At 56.5% G+C, this 17151-nt stretch carries 19 protein-coding genes; 9 read left to right on the forward strand and 10 right to left on the reverse strand.

Going from position 1 to position 17151, the window contains the following annotated elements:
- Positions 1-241: 241 nt before the first annotated feature.
- Entirely contained in the window at positions 242-658 is a 417-nt protein-coding gene (locus IEX44_RS15755; protein WP_188696058.1) for a VOC family protein, read from the forward strand.
- Positions 659-724: 66 nt separating this feature from the next.
- Here IEX44_RS15755 and IEX44_RS15760 read toward each other — a convergent pair whose 3' ends face one another.
- The 3 genes from IEX44_RS15760 to IEX44_RS15770 all read right to left on the reverse strand — a co-directional run bounded on the left by IEX44_RS15760 (position 725) and on the right by IEX44_RS15770 (position 3880).
- Entirely contained in the window at positions 725-2050 is a 1326-nt protein-coding gene (locus tag IEX44_RS15760) for a phospholipase A (RefSeq protein ID WP_188696061.1), read from the reverse strand.
- Positions 2051-2166: 116 nt separating this feature from the next.
- Positions 2167-2940 carry a bestrophin-like domain gene (locus IEX44_RS15765; protein WP_188696064.1) on the reverse strand — a complete coding sequence of 258 codons (774 nt, stop codon included), beginning with the start codon at positions 2938-2940 and terminating at the stop codon, positions 2167-2169.
- Between the two features lie 64 nt (positions 2941-3004).
- On the reverse strand, positions 3005-3880 hold the full coding sequence (locus IEX44_RS15770; protein ID WP_188696068.1) for an HDOD domain-containing protein: 876 nt from the start codon (positions 3878-3880) through the stop codon (positions 3005-3007).
- Between the two features lie 486 nt (positions 3881-4366).
- Between IEX44_RS15770 and IEX44_RS15775 the strand changes: the two genes are divergently transcribed.
- On the forward strand, positions 4367-5380 hold the full coding sequence (locus IEX44_RS15775) for a glucoamylase family protein (protein ID WP_229679227.1): 1014 nt from the start codon (positions 4367-4369) through the stop codon (positions 5378-5380).
- 170 nt (positions 5381-5550) lie between these two features.
- On the opposite strand, the gene IEX44_RS15780 is transcribed toward IEX44_RS15775, so the two are convergent.
- Positions 5551-7827, reverse strand: a complete 2277-nt coding sequence (locus tag IEX44_RS15780; protein ID WP_188696070.1) for a PAS domain S-box protein — start codon at positions 7825-7827, stop codon at positions 5551-5553.
- Between the two features lie 299 nt (positions 7828-8126).
- Between IEX44_RS15780 and IEX44_RS15785 the strand changes: the two genes are divergently transcribed.
- Together IEX44_RS15785 and IEX44_RS15790 are read left to right on the forward strand one after the other, a co-directional pair.
- Positions 8127-8318: a CsbD family protein gene (locus IEX44_RS15785; RefSeq protein ID WP_188696075.1), complete on the forward strand. Its 192-nt coding sequence runs from the start codon at positions 8127-8129 to the stop codon at positions 8316-8318.
- Positions 8319-8621: 303 nt separating this feature from the next.
- Complete coding sequence (locus tag IEX44_RS15790) at positions 8622-8759, forward strand: entericidin A/B family lipoprotein (RefSeq protein WP_188696078.1); 138 nt, start codon at positions 8622-8624, stop codon at positions 8757-8759.
- Positions 8760-8785: 26 nt separating this feature from the next.
- On the opposite strand, the gene IEX44_RS15795 is transcribed toward IEX44_RS15790, so the two are convergent.
- Positions 8786-10210 (reverse strand): CHASE3 domain-containing protein, encoded by a 1425-nt coding sequence (locus IEX44_RS15795; RefSeq protein ID WP_188696081.1) that lies wholly within the window; start codon positions 10208-10210, stop codon positions 8786-8788.
- Between the two features lie 315 nt (positions 10211-10525).
- Between IEX44_RS15795 and IEX44_RS15800 the strand changes: the two genes are divergently transcribed.
- The 5 genes from IEX44_RS15800 (at position 10526) to IEX44_RS15820 (ending at position 14057) form a co-directional block, all read left to right on the forward strand.
- A complete protein-coding gene (locus tag IEX44_RS15800) occupies positions 10526-11065 on the forward strand; it encodes a ferritin-like domain-containing protein (RefSeq protein ID WP_188696084.1) in 540 nt (179 codons plus the stop codon).
- Positions 11066-11126: 61 nt separating this feature from the next.
- Positions 11127-11777, forward strand: a complete 651-nt coding sequence (locus tag IEX44_RS15805; protein ID WP_188696087.1) for a response regulator — start codon at positions 11127-11129, stop codon at positions 11775-11777.
- A gap of 212 nt (positions 11778-11989) precedes the next feature.
- Positions 11990-12424, forward strand: a complete 435-nt coding sequence (locus IEX44_RS15810; protein WP_188696090.1) for a response regulator — start codon at positions 11990-11992, stop codon at positions 12422-12424.
- A 367-nt stretch (positions 12425-12791) separates the two neighbouring features.
- Positions 12792-13307 carry a BON domain-containing protein gene (locus IEX44_RS15815; RefSeq protein WP_188696094.1) on the forward strand — a complete coding sequence of 172 codons (516 nt, stop codon included), beginning with the start codon at positions 12792-12794 and terminating at the stop codon, positions 13305-13307.
- A gap of 135 nt (positions 13308-13442) precedes the next feature.
- Positions 13443-14057 carry a glutathione S-transferase gene (locus IEX44_RS15820; protein WP_188696096.1) on the forward strand — a complete coding sequence of 205 codons (615 nt, stop codon included), beginning with the start codon at positions 13443-13445 and terminating at the stop codon, positions 14055-14057.
- Between the two features lie 287 nt (positions 14058-14344).
- On the opposite strand, the gene IEX44_RS15825 is transcribed toward IEX44_RS15820, so the two are convergent.
- From IEX44_RS15825 to IEX44_RS15845, 5 genes are all read right to left on the reverse strand, one after another.
- Positions 14345-14509, reverse strand: a complete 165-nt coding sequence (locus tag IEX44_RS15825) for a DUF1328 domain-containing protein (protein WP_188696099.1) — start codon at positions 14507-14509, stop codon at positions 14345-14347.
- 78 nt (positions 14510-14587) lie between these two features.
- Positions 14588-15235 carry an AbiTii domain-containing protein gene (locus tag IEX44_RS15830; protein ID WP_188696102.1) on the reverse strand — a complete coding sequence of 216 codons (648 nt, stop codon included), beginning with the start codon at positions 15233-15235 and terminating at the stop codon, positions 14588-14590.
- Between the two features lie 296 nt (positions 15236-15531).
- On the reverse strand, positions 15532-15966 hold the full coding sequence (locus IEX44_RS15835) for a PRC-barrel domain-containing protein (protein WP_188696105.1): 435 nt from the start codon (positions 15964-15966) through the stop codon (positions 15532-15534).
- 341 nt (positions 15967-16307) lie between these two features.
- Positions 16308-16718: a hypothetical protein gene (locus IEX44_RS15840; RefSeq protein ID WP_188696106.1), complete on the reverse strand. Its 411-nt coding sequence runs from the start codon at positions 16716-16718 to the stop codon at positions 16308-16310.
- Positions 16719-16810: 92 nt separating this feature from the next.
- Positions 16811-16966, reverse strand: coding sequence for a DUF3309 family protein (locus IEX44_RS15845; RefSeq protein WP_188696109.1), 156 nt, complete (start codon positions 16964-16966; stop codon positions 16811-16813).
- Positions 16967-17151 lie beyond the last annotated feature (185 nt).

Consider the following 17151-nt stretch of genomic DNA (forward strand, 5'->3'; position numbering starts at 1 on the left):
GCGCCCGTACAGACACCTGTACGGGCGTTTTGCTTTGTGCGCGGCCGCTGCCGATCATCGATATTTCAATGCGTTTGGCAAATAAAATTCCCTTTAAAATCAATTGGCAATCAAAATTTCTGCAAATTACAGCCTGGATTTGTCGATTTCTCTGACGGCTATTCGTCGTACTCTTGAGTGCGGCAATGAATGTGCTTGAGCACTGACTACCCTGAAGAACCGATTGATAAAGGAGCGCAATATGGATTTCACGCCGTATCTGAATTTTGACGGGACTTGCGAAGAAGCTTTTCATTTTTATGCCAAGGTCTTTAACGGCAAGATATTGATGATGATGAAGCATGGCGATATGCCTCCGGGCAATGAGCCTGCACCGGAATGGGGTGAGAAAATCGTGCATGCCCGTCTTGAAGCCAACGGCCGCATCCTGATGGGCTCTGATGCGCCGCCGGTGTATGCCAAAAAGCCCCAAGGTTTTGCGGTATCCGTGCTGCTTGATACACCTGAGGATGCCGATCGCGTTTATGCCGCGCTGGCAGACAGGGCAGAGGCGATTGATATGCCCATTCAGGAGACTTTCTGGGCACAGCGCTTTGCCATGCTGACAGATCGCTTTGGTATTCCCTGGATGATCAACTGTGAAAAGCGCGGTGAATAGACTGCGCATGAGTGAATGCGAAAAAATGCCGGCTGAAATGCCGGCATTTTTCATGCTGCAGTGTGGTTACCAGGTTTGCCGCGTAATGCTGTAGCCAAAACGGACAATGTTGCTGTGTTGTTTGTAGTCCAGCATGTTCTCCCCATAGCCAGTGAAGAAATCAGCAAACAGATAGCCACCCGCTGCGGGCCAGATTTTTGTCAGAGGATAGGTGTACTGAAATTCTGCGCTGCCGTAATCGGACTTGGTGCCTTTGCGGAAGGTGCTGGCCAGTTGCCAGCCATCTGACGCGCCGTAGATGATATCCAGATCAACAAACCCACGGTAATCGCGCATGTCGCCGTTGTCGCTGGTTGGTGGGTAGTAATACAGTTTGGGCGCAACAATCCATTCGCCCTTGAGTGGATCACCAAAATGCAGGATGGGCCGGACAAAGGCGTAATTGATGCTGCGTGAATCAACGCCAGCCTTGCCGTTGGATTCATGCCTTGCACCGGTTTCAATGCCAAGACGGCTGAACCAGTCTGCTTTCACGCCGGTATCGGGCACATAGTAGAACAGGCTGGGCATGTAACTGCTGTCTTCAAACGGGTGCGAATCTTCTGACAGATTCCACATCGAGCGCTCAGTGAAGCCGAAATACAAATTGTCCAGAAAGCCACGGGATGCCGGGTTTTCTGGTAGTCCCAAGCGATATTTAAAGCTGATCTGGAATTTGGATGTCACATCCCCGTTCTTGCCAATGCCAAAGTACATGGGCTCGTAGGATGACAACCGGGATTCCGCCGCGCGCAGCAAGGTTGGTGGCGCAGTTTGCTGGCCAGGCGTGGCAACGGTTGCCGCTGTTGCAGTGACTCCGTCATCTTGCGGTGATTGATGCGGGGAAGGGGCATTCTCCGCCGCAGAAGAGGCTGCCGCTGCACTCGCCATGGTGCCGCTGGCTTCTGTCCCTGCGGGTTTGGCGGTGGGGGCAACACCCAGTGCAATCAGCACCGGCGCGGTATCAAATCCATTGAGCTGAACCCGGATAGTGCCACGCAGATTAGCGGGTAACGCTGCTTCATAGGCGACTTTACGATAAGCACCTGGCGCTAGTGTGACGGTGCCGGGGCTATTGGCCGTGCGCTGTAATTCAACCGGAACGACGGGAAAATCCGGACTGCTGACCATGGCGTGCAATGTTGCCGGTAGCGTGATGGTCGTATCTTGCTGTCCGGGGTTATCCAGTAAGAGGGTAAATGACAGGGGGCTGCCTGTCTTGAGCGTGCTGGATGGATGCAGAATGGTGATTTCAGCCTGTGCTGGCGCATAAACCAATGCCAGTGACGCGGCAAGCTGACCAATAACGAACAACCGCTTGGCGTGTTGACGCGGGCGTGTGCTGGCATTCACGGCGTTTCTCCCTGATTGTTGTTGCTGTTTCGGGTCGCCTGCTTGTGCAGCACCGTTGTGCACGATCGCTTGCGCAGGGTTGTTGTTGCCCTGCGTCAATCTTCTGTCAGGATTGGCTATGGCGTAGCCAGTAAGGCACGCAACGCCGTGAAGGAATATTCCTGCACGTCACGCCGGATCAATCCCTGCCCGGGGTTATCCAGATCCAGTGTCACATACACCACCATGGCCGTCAGCAACGAAAAGCCCAGATAGCCCGACCAACTGAAACGACCGTTCCCGCCATGCACATAACCGCTGGTATAAGCCGTTGCGATGGCCATGATGAACAGCAACCAGACGATGGTATTGGGCAGTCGTGCCTGTGATGCAATCTGACGGCTTGCCGCCAGCGAAAAAGCGCGATCCAGCGCATTAATGGTTTGTGTGGTGGCCAGGCTGTTTGCGGGTTCGCGGGACCACCCGGTGACCCTGGTCCACATTTGCTGTTGCAGCAGGTCGCTGCGCTGGATGATGGCCAGACGCGCTGCCGTATCGTGTTCCTGATCATAGAACGCGATCTGTGTATCCAGATAAAGCCGTAGATCATGGCGCAATTCAGCGCGTTCTGCTGCCGGATAAAGGTCTGCGCGCAAAATGCAGGCGTGCAGGGCATTGGCAGCGTCAACCAGCAAACTGGCCCGATTATCAAAGCGCGACGCAGCGCCAGAAAACGTAAAGGCGAGTAGCAGGCCGAGTAAACCGAATAATCCTGTCTCGACGGCGCTTAGACTACTTTGTGATTCTGAGTTACCTGCGATGGTGCGATGCCGGGCGGACCAGGCCGCGCCAGCCGCAGCGGCCAGCAACATCAGAAAAGCAAGAAGCACAGCGATAAACAAGCTGCTCATAAGTAGGGAAATCAACGGATTGAGTGTGTTTCCGGTGCCTATAGCACCGGGGCGGGGAGGCAAGCTACCAGGTGCTCAGGAACTCAGCGATCGCAGCCTCAAATTCAGGCTGCAGCGCCACATATTTGGGGTTGGTCAGTTCCGCTGGTTCGTTGGCTGTGCTCGGTGCGTCAAGCTTTTGTACTTCGTTGAGCCCGCCCGCCCAGAGATTGGCCACGTAGACGACATCAGCCAATGAACGCAGGTGTTCCACGGGCGTGGCGCGCGGGAAGTCATGATCCGCTACCGATTCCACGACCTCTTCTGGCAAGCCCAAAGCATCAAGCAATATCACGCCAATGCTTTCATGCCACTGCGCGACCAGATACTGTACGGAGTCCGGGCGTTCCACCAATTCAGGGTAACGCACCGCATGGTGCAAGATATAAAAAGCGCCCAGATCATGAACCAGACCCGCCAGCATGGCGGAATCCGCATGCAGATGCGGGGCCAGCTTTTGCGCCAGAATCCGCGCCACCATCGACGCTTTCAGACTGTGTGTGAGAATTTCACGAGAAAACGCTTCGAACGGCGATACCGCCTTCGATTGCGACATTTGCTCCATGGCGCAAGCCAGAGCCAGTGACCGTGTCGCCTGCATGCCAATGCGCATGAGCGCCTGATTCAGATCAGTGACCGTCGCCCCACCCGGGTTATAGGTCACGGAATTGGCCAGCTTTAATATCTTGCTGGTAACCAGTGGGTCTTTCTGGATTTCGACTGCAATTTTCTGAATTGTGGGCGCTTTGCTGCGCATGACCAGACTGATTTTGGCAGTTATTTCAAAGCAGACCGGAAAGACGATATTGCCGCCCATTTCCTGCGCAATTTGCTCCAGGATATGAAAGCGCTGTTCGTTGAGCTTGGAACCGGAAATATCGGGCGATTGGTGTTCAGACATAATCTCTTGCAATCGGGCGTCAACATGACGGCTTTATTCTAGTTCATAAGCTACAAAGCGTGCAGGCTCAGATGAGACGTACTGTCAGCAACTGTAGGCTTGCTGCAACGTTAGGGAACCCTGCAGGGTTTTACGCATCACAACGCTGATTGCGCTGCCGTCGGGGGCGCCTGGTCAGAAGGAGGGCTTGCCATTTCTGCTCACACACTGGCGCACATCCAGCGCGTAGCATTTAGCTATTTTGAACACGAAACCAACCCTTGCAATGGTCTCGTTCTCGACAAGACCGCACCGGACTGGCCGGCCAGCATTGCGGCCGTTGGCATGGGGCTTACATGCTGGCCGGTGGCTGTGCTGCGTGGGTTCGTGCCTCGGCAAACTGCTGTGGAACGTGTTCTGGCCACCCTGCGTTTCTTTTGGCACGCACCTCACGGGCCAGAACCAGATGCGACTGGGCATCACGGGTTTTATTATCATTTTCTGGATATGCGTACGGGCCGGCGTTTTGGCCAGTGTGAGTTATCGACGATTGATACCGCCTTTCTGCTTGCCGGTGTATTGGTTTGCGCGCAGTTCTTTCAGGGTGATGATCCGTTAGAGCTGGAAATCCGCAGCCTGGCAGATGCGTTATATCGTCGCGCCGACTGGGTGTGGGCCATGGGCGGGTTTTCTGCGGTCTCCATGGGCTGGACGCCAGAGGCGGGGTTTTCGCCATCGCTCTGGGAAGGGTACGACGAAGCCTTGTTGTTATATGTGCTCGGACTGGGCTCCCCCACGCACCCGCTGCCCGCTGAGAGCTACCAAACCTGGGCGGCTGGCTATCAATGGCAGCATAACTACGGACTGGATTACCTTTATTCAGGGTCGATGTTCACCCATCAGTTGTCGCACGTATGGGTGGATTTTCGTGGCATTCAGGATAAATTCATGCGTAGCAAAGGGATTGATTACTTTGAGAACAGTCGCCGTGCCACGCTGGTGCAACAACGGTATGCCATGGATAATCCGCGCGGCTTCAAAGGGTATAGCGAGCGGTGTTGGGGCATCACCGCGTCTGACGGCCCGGGCCCGGCGCGGCGCATGGTTGATGGCGTCATGCGCGAGTTTTACGACTACGTGGCGCGCGGGGTGCCGCACGGCCCGGACGATGGGACCCTGGCACCCTGGGTGGTGGTGGCTTCCCTGCCTTTTGCCCCGGATACCGTGTTGTCGTGCATTGATTATTTTGTCCATGAACTTGATCTGCACACCGGAAATTCATATGGCTTCAAGGCCAGTTTTAATCCAACCTGGCCAGAGTCAGTTGACGGGCCATATGGCTGGGTCTCGCCCTGGCATTTCGGCATAGACCAAGGGCCTGTTGTGTTGATGATCGAGAACCATCTGTATGGCTCGGTGTGGGAATGGATGCGCCAGTGCCCCTGCGTGGTCACAGGTTTGCAGCGGGCCGGTTTCACCGGGGGGTGGCTGGATGAAGGTCAGCCTGGGCGTGAAAAATGATATTCATTGGTCGAAAACTTGTCATGCCGACGTCACAATCAACCCTTAAGATGCCCGCATTCCCAAGGGAATGACTTGAGCAGGGCTGAGTCCGAGATGCCTTGCACCAGTTTTCGTATGACAAAGCCCCGCCAATGCGGGGCTTTGTCATCTCCGGGTCCCGGGGCGCACTAATTGATGGCAAAAGTATGTTTGCCACCCGCTTTGGCGCGATACATGGCCGCGTCCGCAACAGCCAGCAATTGCTCTGCCGCCAGGGTGCAGGCACCCGAGCAAGTCGCAATGCCGATGCTGGACCGCAGCGCCACTGGCTTGCCCTCAATCTGCGCCACTTGCGCAATATGATCGAGCACCTTGGTTGCCACAAGGCTGGCCGCTGATTCCGGGCTGTCCAGGCCCTCCAGCACAATGGTGAATTCATCGCCCGCCAACCGCGAGACAATATCGGTCTCGCGTACCGAGCGGGTGAGGGTGTCTGCAAAGACGCGCAGCACCTTATCCCCGAATTCATGGCCAAGCGTATCGTTGATCAGTTTGAAGCCATCCAGATCAAGGAACAGCAGGCCGATGCCCTGTCCACTGCGGCGGCTACGGGCAATCGTTTCATGCAGAAGGCGCATAAAGGCGCGGCGATTGGGCAGGCCGGTCAATGGATCATGGGCAGCCTCAAAAGCCAGTTTGTTTTCCAGCACCTTGCGTTCGGTAATGTCCTGAGAGAGTGTGTAAAAACCCTGAACATGGCCATCTGCGCGGATATCCGGTACCAGCGTAGTGTGGGTATACAGCGTGCCTTCCGGCCGTACTACCTGGTTTTCGTAGGTCACCTGCTTGCCTGCCAGTGCCTGGGCAATGAAGGGTTGTGCCGTGGCCAGCGCCTGCGCGTCGACGACTTCTGCCATATGTTTGCCGATCAAACTGCCATTGGCGCCGCCAAACCAGGCTTCATAGGTGCGGTTGGTAAACAGATAGCGCAAATGCTCGTCCACATGGCTGATTGGGCCTGGCATGTTGTCGGTCAACAAACGAAGCCGCCAGCGGCTGGAGAGAATTTCCTGCTCATCGGCCTTGCGTTGCGAAATATCACGCAAGAAGGCATTCACGATGCGCTGACCTTCAATGGTGTTCTCTGCCAGGGTGAGTTCAGCGGGGAACTCCGAACCATCTTTGCGTAGCGCGGGAAACTGGATGTGGGCGCTTGTGCCGCGGCTATTGCCAATAAACTGGTCAAACCCTTTGCGGCCGGGTGCACAAAGGGCTGACGGAATGATCAGATCTTGCGCCGGGCGATGCAGAACTTCCTCACGCGTCCAGCCCAGGATTTGTTCTGCGGCCTGGTTCCAGGCCGTGACAGCACCTTGCGGGTCAAGCTCGATAAAGGCATCGGCCGCGTTGGCCAGGGTGAGCCGGAAGCGCTCTTTCTCCAGGTGCAAAGAATGCTGCATGGCCTCCCGTAAATCCATTTCCTCGCGCAACTGAATGAGCGCGGTTGAAAGCTCCTGCGTTCGCGTCTCTACGCGCTGTTCGAGTTCTGCCTGTAGCGTCAGTAGTTCGTTTTCCATCTGCTTGCGCTGCGTAATGTCATTGATGATGGCAATGAACGAGCGTGTTTTGTCGAACTCGTCATAAAAGAGCGAAACCGTCAGCAAAATCCACACAACAGAGCCATTGGCATGGATATACCGTTTCTCCAGCGTGTAACTGGGCAGGCTGCCAGCGAGTACTTTGCTGACCAGTTCGAGATCTGCAGCCAGATCTTCCGGGTGGGTGATCTCTTGAAACGTTTTTTGCAGCAATTCGGTTTCGCGGTAGCCCAGCATTTGGCAGAGTTGCTGGTTGACGCGTAACCAGTGACCCTCGATCGACACCACGGCGATCCCCACAGCCGCATGCTCGAAGGTTTTCTCAAACAGTGTTTGCGAGTGCGCGAGTTCCCGCTCAGCGCGATGTGCCCGCATGAACGACTCTTGTTGCTGGAAATATTGTTCGACGATGGATCCGAGATCGCGCAGGGTCGCCACATCGGTGTCGGTGAATTCACGCGGCTGCGGGCTGATCAGGCATAAGGTCCCGATAGGGTGGCCTTCCAGTGAACGAATGGGTTGGCCCGCGTAAAAGCGAATGAATGGCGGCCCAACGACTAACGGGTTGTCTGCAAAGCGCACATCACGGGCGGCATCGCGCACGACAAGGGCGCCAGGTGCCAGGATGGCATGGCCGCAAAACGAGATATCACGCGGGGTTTCTGTGGCGTCTAGCCCCACGCGGGATTTGAACCACTGGCGATTGGCATCCACCAGCGAGACCAGCGCAATGGGTACATCGAACAAGCGACTGGCCATGCGCGTGACGCGATCAAGCTCATGTACTGGCGGGGTATCCAGTACACACATGGTCTGCAGCGCTTCTAGTCGGTTCTTTTCCTCTGGATGCAGGCTAGGGGCGATCAATGCTCTCTCTCCGGAAAGTACAAAGTCATGATAATTCATCCAGGGCAAATTCCTACCTCCGCACTGCTGCAGGCTGGATGCGTGTTGGCGCCCCCGTCGTGAGGGCTGCGCGCATCGTCAGTCTTTGACCGGGATGTGCCAGACAATGACTGACGCAAGAAACGGTCTGGAACCCACAGTTTGCCTGAGGTACCCGCCGTACTATGGTTCTGTGCAGAGCGATACCGGGATTCAATCCCGTCATCGTTGAATAACTGCATTTCCTGACATTTTCTTGAACAGTCAAAGAGGAAAGCATCATGAACAAGGATCAAGTGAAAGGTCGCATCAACGAAGCCAAGGGCGCCGTGAAGGAAACCGTAGGCAAGGCAACCGGCAACCCGGGTACCCAATTGAAGGGCAATCTGCAAAAGAACGCTGGCAAGGTACAAGCCGCTGTCGGTGATGCTCGCGAAGACGCGAAGCGTACCGTGCGTACCACCAAGCACTGATTGTCCATACTGACTGCACGGGGTAGCCGCAGGGCTACCTGACTTGCACCCACCCAGACCGCGTCTGCGGTTGCCTCTCCTTTGTCAGGGTGCTGCCGCGTTACGAGAGCCGCCATCTCGCAACGCGGCTTCTTTTTTGTCTTTTTCGGCTAACTCCGTCGAAAATCAGTGTTCACGTAGGAAATGGACGACAAAAAAATGGATGGCGCAGCGACAGTCATTCACCGTGGGGTGCGGTTACAGTGGCATCACGGAAAAGCGGCGCGCCAGCCGCGCTACCAGAACACACAAAGGAGAGTTGTCATGAAACGAGTATGCGTACTTGTCGCCTTGTTGCTCGCCGCAAGCCTGTCCGCTTGCAATACGGTTAAAGGCGCCGGCCAGGATATCCAGAAAGGTGGCGAAAAGCTGGAAAACTCAGCAGATCAACACAGCAGCTAAGCACGGTCCGGCGTGGACCGGCTGGCTCAGGACAGCACCTTCGGGTGCTGTTTTTCTTTGACGAAGGTACGGGGTAATAGCACACGGGTATACAAACCCTTACCCGGCTCGCTGCGAAACTCCAGCTTGCCGCCAATGGCGGTAGCCCGGTGGCGAATGCCCTGCAGGCCATGTGTATCGCCGGGTAGGTTATCCAGGTTGCAACCCACGCCGTTGTCTTCGATTTCCAGCTTCATGTGCTCATCGTCCACCATCAACGAGATCCCGACCTTGCTGGCGTTGGCATACTTGGCGGCGTTGGAGAGGCTCTCTTGCACGATGCGGTAAATGATCAGCGATAGCGTTTCGTCGATCTTGGTTTCGTCATCCGGCAAAGCCAGTTCCATCTGCCAGTTGCTGCGCTGGGCCGCGTCTTCCGCCAGTGAGCGAATGGAGGCAATCAGGCCAAAGGTGGACAGCAATGACGGGTGCAGTTCCTGCACCACACGACGCTTGAACTGGATGCCCTGATCCAGGTTGCGCAAAGTCCGTTTGAGTTTCTCGAAAATATTGGGGTATTGGTCTTTGATTTCGCGCTGAACCCAGGAGATATCCATTTTGGTGGCGGTCAGGATCGAGCCCAGTTCGTCGTGCAGCTCACGCGCCAGTTTGGCGCGTTCACGCTCCACACCCATCTGGTAATCCATAGACAACGCCGTGAGTGCGCTGGTTTTTTCATGAATACGGGCATCCAGCACGGCATGACGTTGTGCCATATCCCGCGCCTGCCGACTCTTTTGTGCCAGCAGACTGGCGAACATGAGCAACAGACCCAGATTCAAAATCAGCACCAGTATCCAGGCCGCCGCCACAGCAAGGCGCACGTACAAGACCACGCGTTGACGCGCCGCGCGCTCTTCACCAAGGATGCGATGCTCGTTGGCCAGTAGTTCGTCGATATGCCGGCTGATCGAGGCAGCCAGCTCAAACCCGCGGTTGGTGTTGACCAGTTCGCGTCCGCGTTCCAGGTCGCCACTACGGGCATAGCTGACGCCGATATCCATTTCAGCCAGTTTCTCGCCGATCTCGACTGACAATTGCTGAACTTTACGGGCGTCTCGCGGCGGGCTGTTGGGCTGCACTTCGGCGTAACGGTCCACCAACTGGCCAGACAGCTGCCGGATCTTGGGAACGGTCTGATCGTAGGCCATCTGGTATTGCAAATCGCCGTTGACCAGAAAACCGCGCTGAGCGGATTCGGCCTCCAGCAGCAAACTTTGCAAGTCCTGGAAAGCCAGAATGCGTTGGTGTGTGGCGACAATACCGACGTTGTCTTCTTCAGCCTGACCAATCCATGTGTCAGACAAAAAGGCGGCTAACACAGGCAGCAGGACAGCAAAAGCCAGCCCGGCCTGCAAACGCCAGCCCAGCGCCATGAGCATGCCGGGCAGATTACGCAGCATTTTCTTCATGAGATCTGTGAACTCCAGTACGCGAACCGAGCATGCATCATGCCTTCTTCGCCGCCACGCACCCGCCCGCGCGTTGCCGTTTGCCGTGTAGGAATAAGCCGACATCACCTTCAGTGCCGCCCGCCTGTGGGTGACTGGGCAAGGTGCATATAGTGGGTTTCAACACTACTGATACCGCTTGCCCCGACCCGCCAGCCCCGCTGACGGTGCATACAGTGGGTGATCGAGTCAGGTACCGCGTATTTTACACCACAGCGCGTAACCTGCCCGTTGCAGCAAGGGCGAAGCAGGCGGCGCCACGCTTTGGAGTCAAACATGTCCCATACCGATGATTTTGTGCTTGATATCGGAGAGATCCGCGAAAAAGCACGCAAGGACGTGCTCGATGGCGCACAGACATCCAGCTACACAGGGGATGTCGGCACGGTGATCCGTTTGCTGAATGAAGCACTGGCCACTGAACTGGTTTGCGTGCTGCGCTACAAGCTGCATCACTATGTGGCCAAGGGCATTCAGTCTGAAGCCATTGCCGCCGAGTTTGCGGTGCATGCAGAACAAGAGCTGGAACACGCCGACAAGCTGGCGGCTCGGATTGTGCAACTGGGTGGCAAGCCGGATTTCTCGCCCAAAGGGCTTTCTGAACGGGCGCACTCTGATTACGTTGAGGTGTCCACGCTGCATGAGATGATCCGCGAAAATCTGGTGGCTGAACGGATTGCCATTGATGTGTATCGCGAACTGGTCCGTTTTATTGCGGACAAGGATCCGACCACCCGGCGTTTGCTGGAAGACATCCTGGCGGTGGAAGAAGAACACGCCGATGAACTTTCCGACTGGTTGGTCAAAACCAAATAAAATCCGTTTATCCAGATAGAGAGGCAGTGGGGTGATCTGCGCATCACCCCCGAGGACAACCATGGTGAACAGCACAAACAAACGACGCATTTTGCTGGTGGATGACCACGGCATTGTCAGATCGGGTATGCGCTCACTGATTGAGCTTGAGGACGATCTGGAGGTCACGGCAGAAGCCAGTTCCGGCATGGAAGCCCTGCAACTGATCCGCAAGCAGGACTTTGACATTGTCTTGCTGGATATCTCCATGCCTGACAAAAACGGCGTGGATACCCTGCGCGACATGCAGCGCATCAAACCAGAACTGGCCGTGCTGATTCTCTCCGGCTACGCCGAAGAGTTGTACGCACTCAATCTGATCCGTTCCGGTTGCCGCGGGTACTTATCCAAAGATGCTGATCCCTCGGAGATCATCAAAGCCATCCGCACCATTTGCAACGGTCGCCGCTACGTCTCGGCTGAACTGGCGGACTTGCTGGCCAACGAGTTGATCAAACCCAGCGACAAGCGCATGCATGAAATGTTGTCAGAGCGAGAGTTCCAGGTGTTCTACAAGCTTGCCAGCGGCAAGTCGCCCACGGATATCGCCAACGAGCTTTTCCTCTCCGTAAAAACCGTGAGCACCTACCGTGCCCGCGTGCTGGAAAAGATGAACCTCAAAACCAATGCCGACCTCACGTACTACGCCATTAAAAACGAACTGATCAACTGATCAACTCAGTGGGCTGCCTGCCGGAGAGGGCGGGCACGTCCGCGACAAGTGAAGGGGGGTGCGTTGAGCGTACAGAGCAATGCAATTGCACAGAAGTCTGGTAGGTGCCGATCTGGCCCGCGCTTGCCCGGTGCATGCAGAACACACGTGCTGGTGGTGTACACGCCACTGGATGACGTCAGAGCCCGAACAAGAGCAGTCCGGAACGGATCATGAGTACAGAATTGACGTCCCCGCCGTCTGAAACCGGAACGGAACCGGTGGTCACCGCTTTGCTGGTCGAAGACTCAGTCTTGATCCGCGAGGCGCTGGTCGAAGCATTGTCCGCCAGCGGCCACGTGGTATTCACTGCGTTCGCCGCAACCGCCAATGATGCTATTGCAGCGCTCAAACAGCAGCACTTTGACCTTGCTGTGATTGATCTTGAATTGCTGGAAGGCACTGGTTTTGACGTGCTTTCCTACATCAAGAACAACGAACTCAACCCGCCCGTGCGGGTTGTGCTGACCAATCATGCGTTCAGCTTGTATGAGCGGCGTGCGCGCATGCTGGGCGTCGAATATTTCTTTGATAAATCCATGCATTTTACCGAGGCGGTACAGACGATCGAAAACGTCCGCCCGCGCCAACCCGATCTGCCCGCTTGAGCCGCTGCGCGCTGAGGTCCGTCCCGGCGCCATGCTGACTGTCCAGACGGGGTACTGTCAGATGATGCTCACAATGGCACCATCGGCGCCCTACAGGGCAATCAGGGGCGAGGGGACATCTCACCACCGCGCTGGGGCATACAGTGTAATCACCGAGCAAAAACATCAAGGTGACGACGATGGCCAAATATCTTGTTGCGTGGGTTCTGGGGGTGCCGTTTTCCCTGTTGTTGCTGTGCTACCTGCTGTTCCACTGACATTCATCCTGTGCAGTCGCGCAGATCAAACCCGATCAGGGCTCGCTGCGCGGCTACACCCGTCTTGATCATCTGTTTGTCTATCGCGCCCAAAGCAAAGGAGCCAACCAATGCCTCTCAAGCGTATCTTGTGTTCCACCCAGTCTGTGCTGGCGCTCAGCGTGCTGGCATTCGGCGTACTTGCCGGTTGTCAAAAACACGATGACGCCGAACCAGTGAGCGCTTCTAGCGTTGCCTCCGGTGCCGCCATGGAGGCCTCTACGCCTGAAGCGCCGGCCACGAGCCAACAGTCCGGCACGGGCGATTCCTCCGCCTCGGCCAAGCTGCAAGACGCGGCGTCTGACGTTGCTGCTGCGGCATCCAGTGCCAAAGATGCGCTGGTTGATTCTTCCGCCAAAGCGGGCGCGAAGCTGGATGACGCCACGGTGACCACCCGCGTGAAAGCGGCCATGGCCAAAGATGCCGGCCTGAACACACTGGCACTGAATGTGACGACAAGTGCTGGCGTGGTGACGCTCTCCGGTGAAATTAACAGTGAAGCCAAACATGCAGAGATCAAATCTGTGGTTTCAGCGGTCGACGGCGTCACCTCACTTGTCGATAACACGACCGTGAAGAGCCAATAGTCTCTGGCCCGTTCAGATTGACCAGGTAAAACGCCAGCGCATCATTGCGCTGGCGTTTTACTTTGCGCACGTCCAGCCCGGCCGGATAATGCTGTTTTTACCCTGTGTCCGAACGTCGCCGTGACAGCCGTCGCCATGCCCATCCTTCCCACCCTCTACACCTTTCGTCGCTGCCCTTACGCGATTCGCGCCCGGCTGGCGCTAGCGGCCAGCCAGACGCCGGTGCTGCATCACGAAGTAAGCCTGCGCGACAAACCCGCTGCCATGCTGGCGATCTCGCCCAAGGGCACCGTGCCCGTCCTGCATCTGGTCGATGGCACGGTGCTGGAGCAAAGTCTGGAGATCATGGTGTGGGCACTCAAACACAATGATCCGCAAGGCTGGCTAGAGGGCAGCGGCTGGGATGACGAGGCCCGCCAGCTGGTCGCCACCAATGATGGTGAATTCAAACGTAATCTGGACCGCTACAAATATCCGGAGCGTTTCCCCGAGCGGGATCAGGCCGGCCACCGCCAGCAAGGCGAGGTATTTTTGCAAACGCTGGACAACCACCTTGCCGGGCAGGCATGGCTGGCCGGCGCACGCGCCGGGCTGGTCGATATGGCCATCTTGCCCTTTGTGCGGCAGTTCGCACATGTAGATAAAGACTGGTTTGCTGAGGCACCTTATCCGCATGTGCGGTCGTGGCTGGAAAGGTTTCTGGAAAGCGAACTGTTTGCGGGCGTGATGGAGAAGAGATCACCGGCGTAGTGAATTGATACCGGGGTTCCCGGCCGGAATGACCGCCCGGATTCATTCCCGCAAAGATGTTGTTCCTGCGAAGCCGTGAACCCGGCGGCGATGTCTGGCCTGGTCGAGGGCGTCGTTCCGGGCAACGCCAGCACCGGTTGCATGGGTAAAGTCACCCCCAAAAAAAAGACCGGATAACCCGTCAGGGACTATCCGGTTGCCGAAGTAGAGCAGGGAGGGGAAAACAGGTTCAAAGCTCACACGGTGGATCAGGACTACAGGTACAACACCTTGCTGTTCAGCAAGCGCTACCAGCCCCTGAGGAAGCCGAGCACCACGCTGACCAGGAAAATCACAATGAACAAGAAGAAGAGAATGCGGGCGATATCCGCAGCGCCAGCGGCGATACCGGTAAAACCCAGCAGTGCGGCGATCAGGGCGATAACAAAGAACACAACAGCGTAGTGCAGCATGACGGACTCCTTTGCGGTTCTGGCGTTATTGGAATAACGGTCTGGCAAAAGCACGCTCATCATCGTGAGCGCAGCGGCTTATGCGGTACGGCGTTCCTGGCCCTTGTACGGGCTGCTGATGGCAAGCCGCAGATCTGGTCGCAGGGATGGTTCGGGCTGGATTGCGTTGATATCGGTATTGATGGCAGCGCTTTGTCCAAAGCCAAATTCAATTTCGTTCAGTGCAAACAACAACTCATCGCGGCACGAAGCCACCATTTCGCAGACGGCGCTGCGGTGGATGGTCTTCCAGCCTTCAAGGCAGCGCATGGCCGGCACAAACGGGCGGGTCTCGGCATTTAGCTGGGCGACCAGCTGGCGTGACCAGTTCTCACGCAATTCGTCGTCATGCTTGCCCAGCAAGTAGGGCATGTAATCGGATATCGGGTTACGCAAGTGGCTGTAGGTCAGGTCTTCGCGCAGCCAGGCGGGGATCAACTCTCCCGAGATCAGCATGGCGTCAATCACGACCTGATTGCCTTGCAACCGAACCCACGCTTGCGCGCTGACCATGCGGTATTCCGGTAGCGCTTCATCGTCCGGGTAGCCATTCAATTCATGATCGGCCCAGCGCTGTACCCGGGCATTCCCAGCCACAATCGCCAGCCGTTGCGTGCGCTTTAACAAGCTCACCAGACTGGTCGTGCGGTTATGCAGTGCATCCCGGATGGCTTTGCATTCGTTCATGGTGTGCTGCCTTTTTTCTCTTGGGTTTTGTTGGGTCAACCGGTTCATGTTGCCTGAGCGGGTACCTGGCCGGCTGGGTGTTCTCTTGTTCGATGAGTGCATGGTACGGCGGCCTGCGCCAGAGAAATGTCGGGTGCGGTGCGCGACGTGCTGTCGGCTGTGTTGAGAGATCGGGTAGGTTGCATCTGACATGGCGACAATGGCTGAAACGGCGCATGAAAAAGGCCGCCAGTCGTCAAACTGGCGGCCGCATGCCACCCATGAAGGGTGATCTGCCCTGTTCAGCGTGCGCACAATCAGTGTGGCAGGTTGTCCTTCCAGTAAGGATCAGCCCGGTAATAGCTGTGCAGGTTGCTGGCCCATTGTTCGTCAGCAAAAGTAGGCCAGTGATCCTTGTCGAATCCGGGCGCGTTCTTGAGTGTGTCTTTGTCCACGCCAATCAGCATGAACTCTTTGTTGACTTCATCCAGTTTGAGTGCGGACCACGGAATGGCGAACAGCTTGTCGCCCATGCCCAGGAACCCCCCGAACGACAGCACCGCATAGGCGACGCGGCCGTTGGTGACATCCAGCACAAACTGGTCGATCTTGCCCAGATGCTCACCTTGCTCGTTAACCACTTTGTAGCCTTCAACCTCGTGGGAGGCGATGACCTGCGCGGTCATGCCAGCCGCGTTGATGGCTGTGGTACGGGATGTGGAGGTATACGACTGATTGCCTGGCAAAGTCATGATGAACTCCTTTTGTAACGGGTTAACAACGTGACGGACGAGGTGCCACCGTTCTGCCCCGGCAGCGTGCCCCGACCTGACAAGTTCATCTTGAACCGCAGGGTTGAGGGGGAATGTCGGTGGAGGACGGGATTGGTGTGCGGGTTTCGGGAAGGGGAATAGGGAGAGAGGACTACAGCAGTCCGCTCGCCCAAGGTTTGCAGATCGGGCGGTCTGCACAAAGTGTGTCGTTGACCATTTCGCGCTGCCATTGAAAAAAAAGCCCGCAGGACTGGCACGTCCAGGCGGGCTCTCAGGGGCAGGGTTGAACTGAGCTGCAACGCGGGAATATTTATCCCCGTTCAGATCAGGCGCAGGCCATCTGGCTGAACCAGTTCATGTTCGTCGTTAAGCTGTAATCGCACCGTTGACGCTTGTGCGGGGGCGACGTTTGGTTTGAGCGCGCAGCTACTGGGCAGGCTGAGTACATCACCCGCAGCAATGGCGTGTTCTGCGATCAGATACCGGCCATAGCCTCGCAATAACGGGGACTCGGATTCTTCGATGGGGCTACAAACTACGTTGGCTTTAGCTTGGGGCATGATCAACCCGGTGGGGCTGATGAAGGCCATCGGGACGGCGGGTGTTTCATCCGCAGCCTGAGCCGGGCGACCAATATTCATGGCTTGCGCAATGGCCATGCACAAAGCCCCGGCAGCGAGTAAATCCAGCATCAAGCCACCAGCACGCTGGCGTTGTGTTGAAGTGTCCATGACAGCATCTCCTCGATCCTGAAACGGCGCGTTGTTGAAAAAGAGCATGTTTTCGACAGTGGTTTTAAAGGTGAGTCTTCACCCGGGCGCGGTCAGACCACGCCCATGACCAGCAGAACAATCAATACCACCAGCAAGATACCGGTGCCTCCGCTGGGCCCGTAACCCCAATTGCGGCTGTGCGGCCAGGTGGGCAGCGCGCCGATGAGGATCAGGATCAGAATCACTAAAAGAATGGTGCCTAACATTGCGGTCTCCTTTGTGTGTTGTTGGTTTTCCGCAGGCATATCAATCCAATCCGTATGCCATGGTGTGCAGCTTACGAGGTAAAGCCTGTGGAACATGTCGGTGGCATACGCGGTCTGACCCAGAAACCCTCGCGTTGCGGTGTAGGACAAAACTGACCTGGCGTCACGAGGGACGCCGTGTAGGC

This window comes from Silvimonas amylolytica (assembly GCF_014645555.1).
Lineage (GTDB): Bacteria > Pseudomonadota > Gammaproteobacteria > Burkholderiales > Chitinibacteraceae > Silvimonas > Silvimonas amylolytica.

Bases quoted from the DNA above. Each gene is read 5' to 3' on its own strand.
- IEX44_RS15785 (WP_188696075.1), top strand. From the start codon at position 8,127: ATGAACAAGGATCAAGTGAAAGGTCGCATCAACGAAGCCAAGGGCGCC.
- IEX44_RS15765 (WP_188696064.1), bottom strand. From the start codon at position 2,940: ATGAGCAGCTTGTTTATCGCTGTGCTTCTTGCTTTTCTGATGTTGCTG.
- IEX44_RS15755 (WP_188696058.1), top strand. From the start codon at position 242: ATGGATTTCACGCCGTATCTGAATTTTGACGGGACTTGCGAAGAAGCT.
- IEX44_RS15775 (WP_229679227.1), top strand. From the start codon at position 4,367: ATGCGTACGGGCCGGCGTTTTGGCCAGTGTGAGTTATCGACGATTGAT.
- IEX44_RS15815 (WP_188696094.1), top strand. From the start codon at position 12,792: ATGCCTCTCAAGCGTATCTTGTGTTCCACCCAGTCTGTGCTGGCGCTC.
- IEX44_RS15770 (WP_188696068.1), bottom strand. From the start codon at position 3,880: ATGTCTGAACACCAATCGCCCGATATTTCCGGTTCCAAGCTCAACGAA.
- IEX44_RS15800 (WP_188696084.1), top strand. From the start codon at position 10,526: ATGTCCCATACCGATGATTTTGTGCTTGATATCGGAGAGATCCGCGAA.
- IEX44_RS15840 (WP_188696106.1), bottom strand. From the start codon at position 16,718: ATGGACACTTCAACACAACGCCAGCGTGCTGGTGGCTTGATGCTGGAT.
- IEX44_RS15835 (WP_188696105.1), bottom strand. From the start codon at position 15,966: ATGACTTTGCCAGGCAATCAGTCGTATACCTCCACATCCCGTACCACA.
- IEX44_RS15805 (WP_188696087.1), top strand. From the start codon at position 11,127: ATGGTGAACAGCACAAACAAACGACGCATTTTGCTGGTGGATGACCAC.
- IEX44_RS15820 (WP_188696096.1), top strand. From the start codon at position 13,443: ATGCCCATCCTTCCCACCCTCTACACCTTTCGTCGCTGCCCTTACGCG.
- IEX44_RS15790 (WP_188696078.1), top strand. From the start codon at position 8,622: ATGAAACGAGTATGCGTACTTGTCGCCTTGTTGCTCGCCGCAAGCCTG.
- IEX44_RS15795 (WP_188696081.1), bottom strand. From the start codon at position 10,210: ATGAAGAAAATGCTGCGTAATCTGCCCGGCATGCTCATGGCGCTGGGC.
- IEX44_RS15825 (WP_188696099.1), bottom strand. From the start codon at position 14,509: ATGCTGCACTACGCTGTTGTGTTCTTTGTTATCGCCCTGATCGCCGCA.
- IEX44_RS15810 (WP_188696090.1), top strand. From the start codon at position 11,990: ATGAGTACAGAATTGACGTCCCCGCCGTCTGAAACCGGAACGGAACCG.
- IEX44_RS15830 (WP_188696102.1), bottom strand. From the start codon at position 15,235: ATGAACGAATGCAAAGCCATCCGGGATGCACTGCATAACCGCACGACC.
- IEX44_RS15845 (WP_188696109.1), bottom strand. From the start codon at position 16,966: ATGTTAGGCACCATTCTTTTAGTGATTCTGATCCTGATCCTCATCGGC.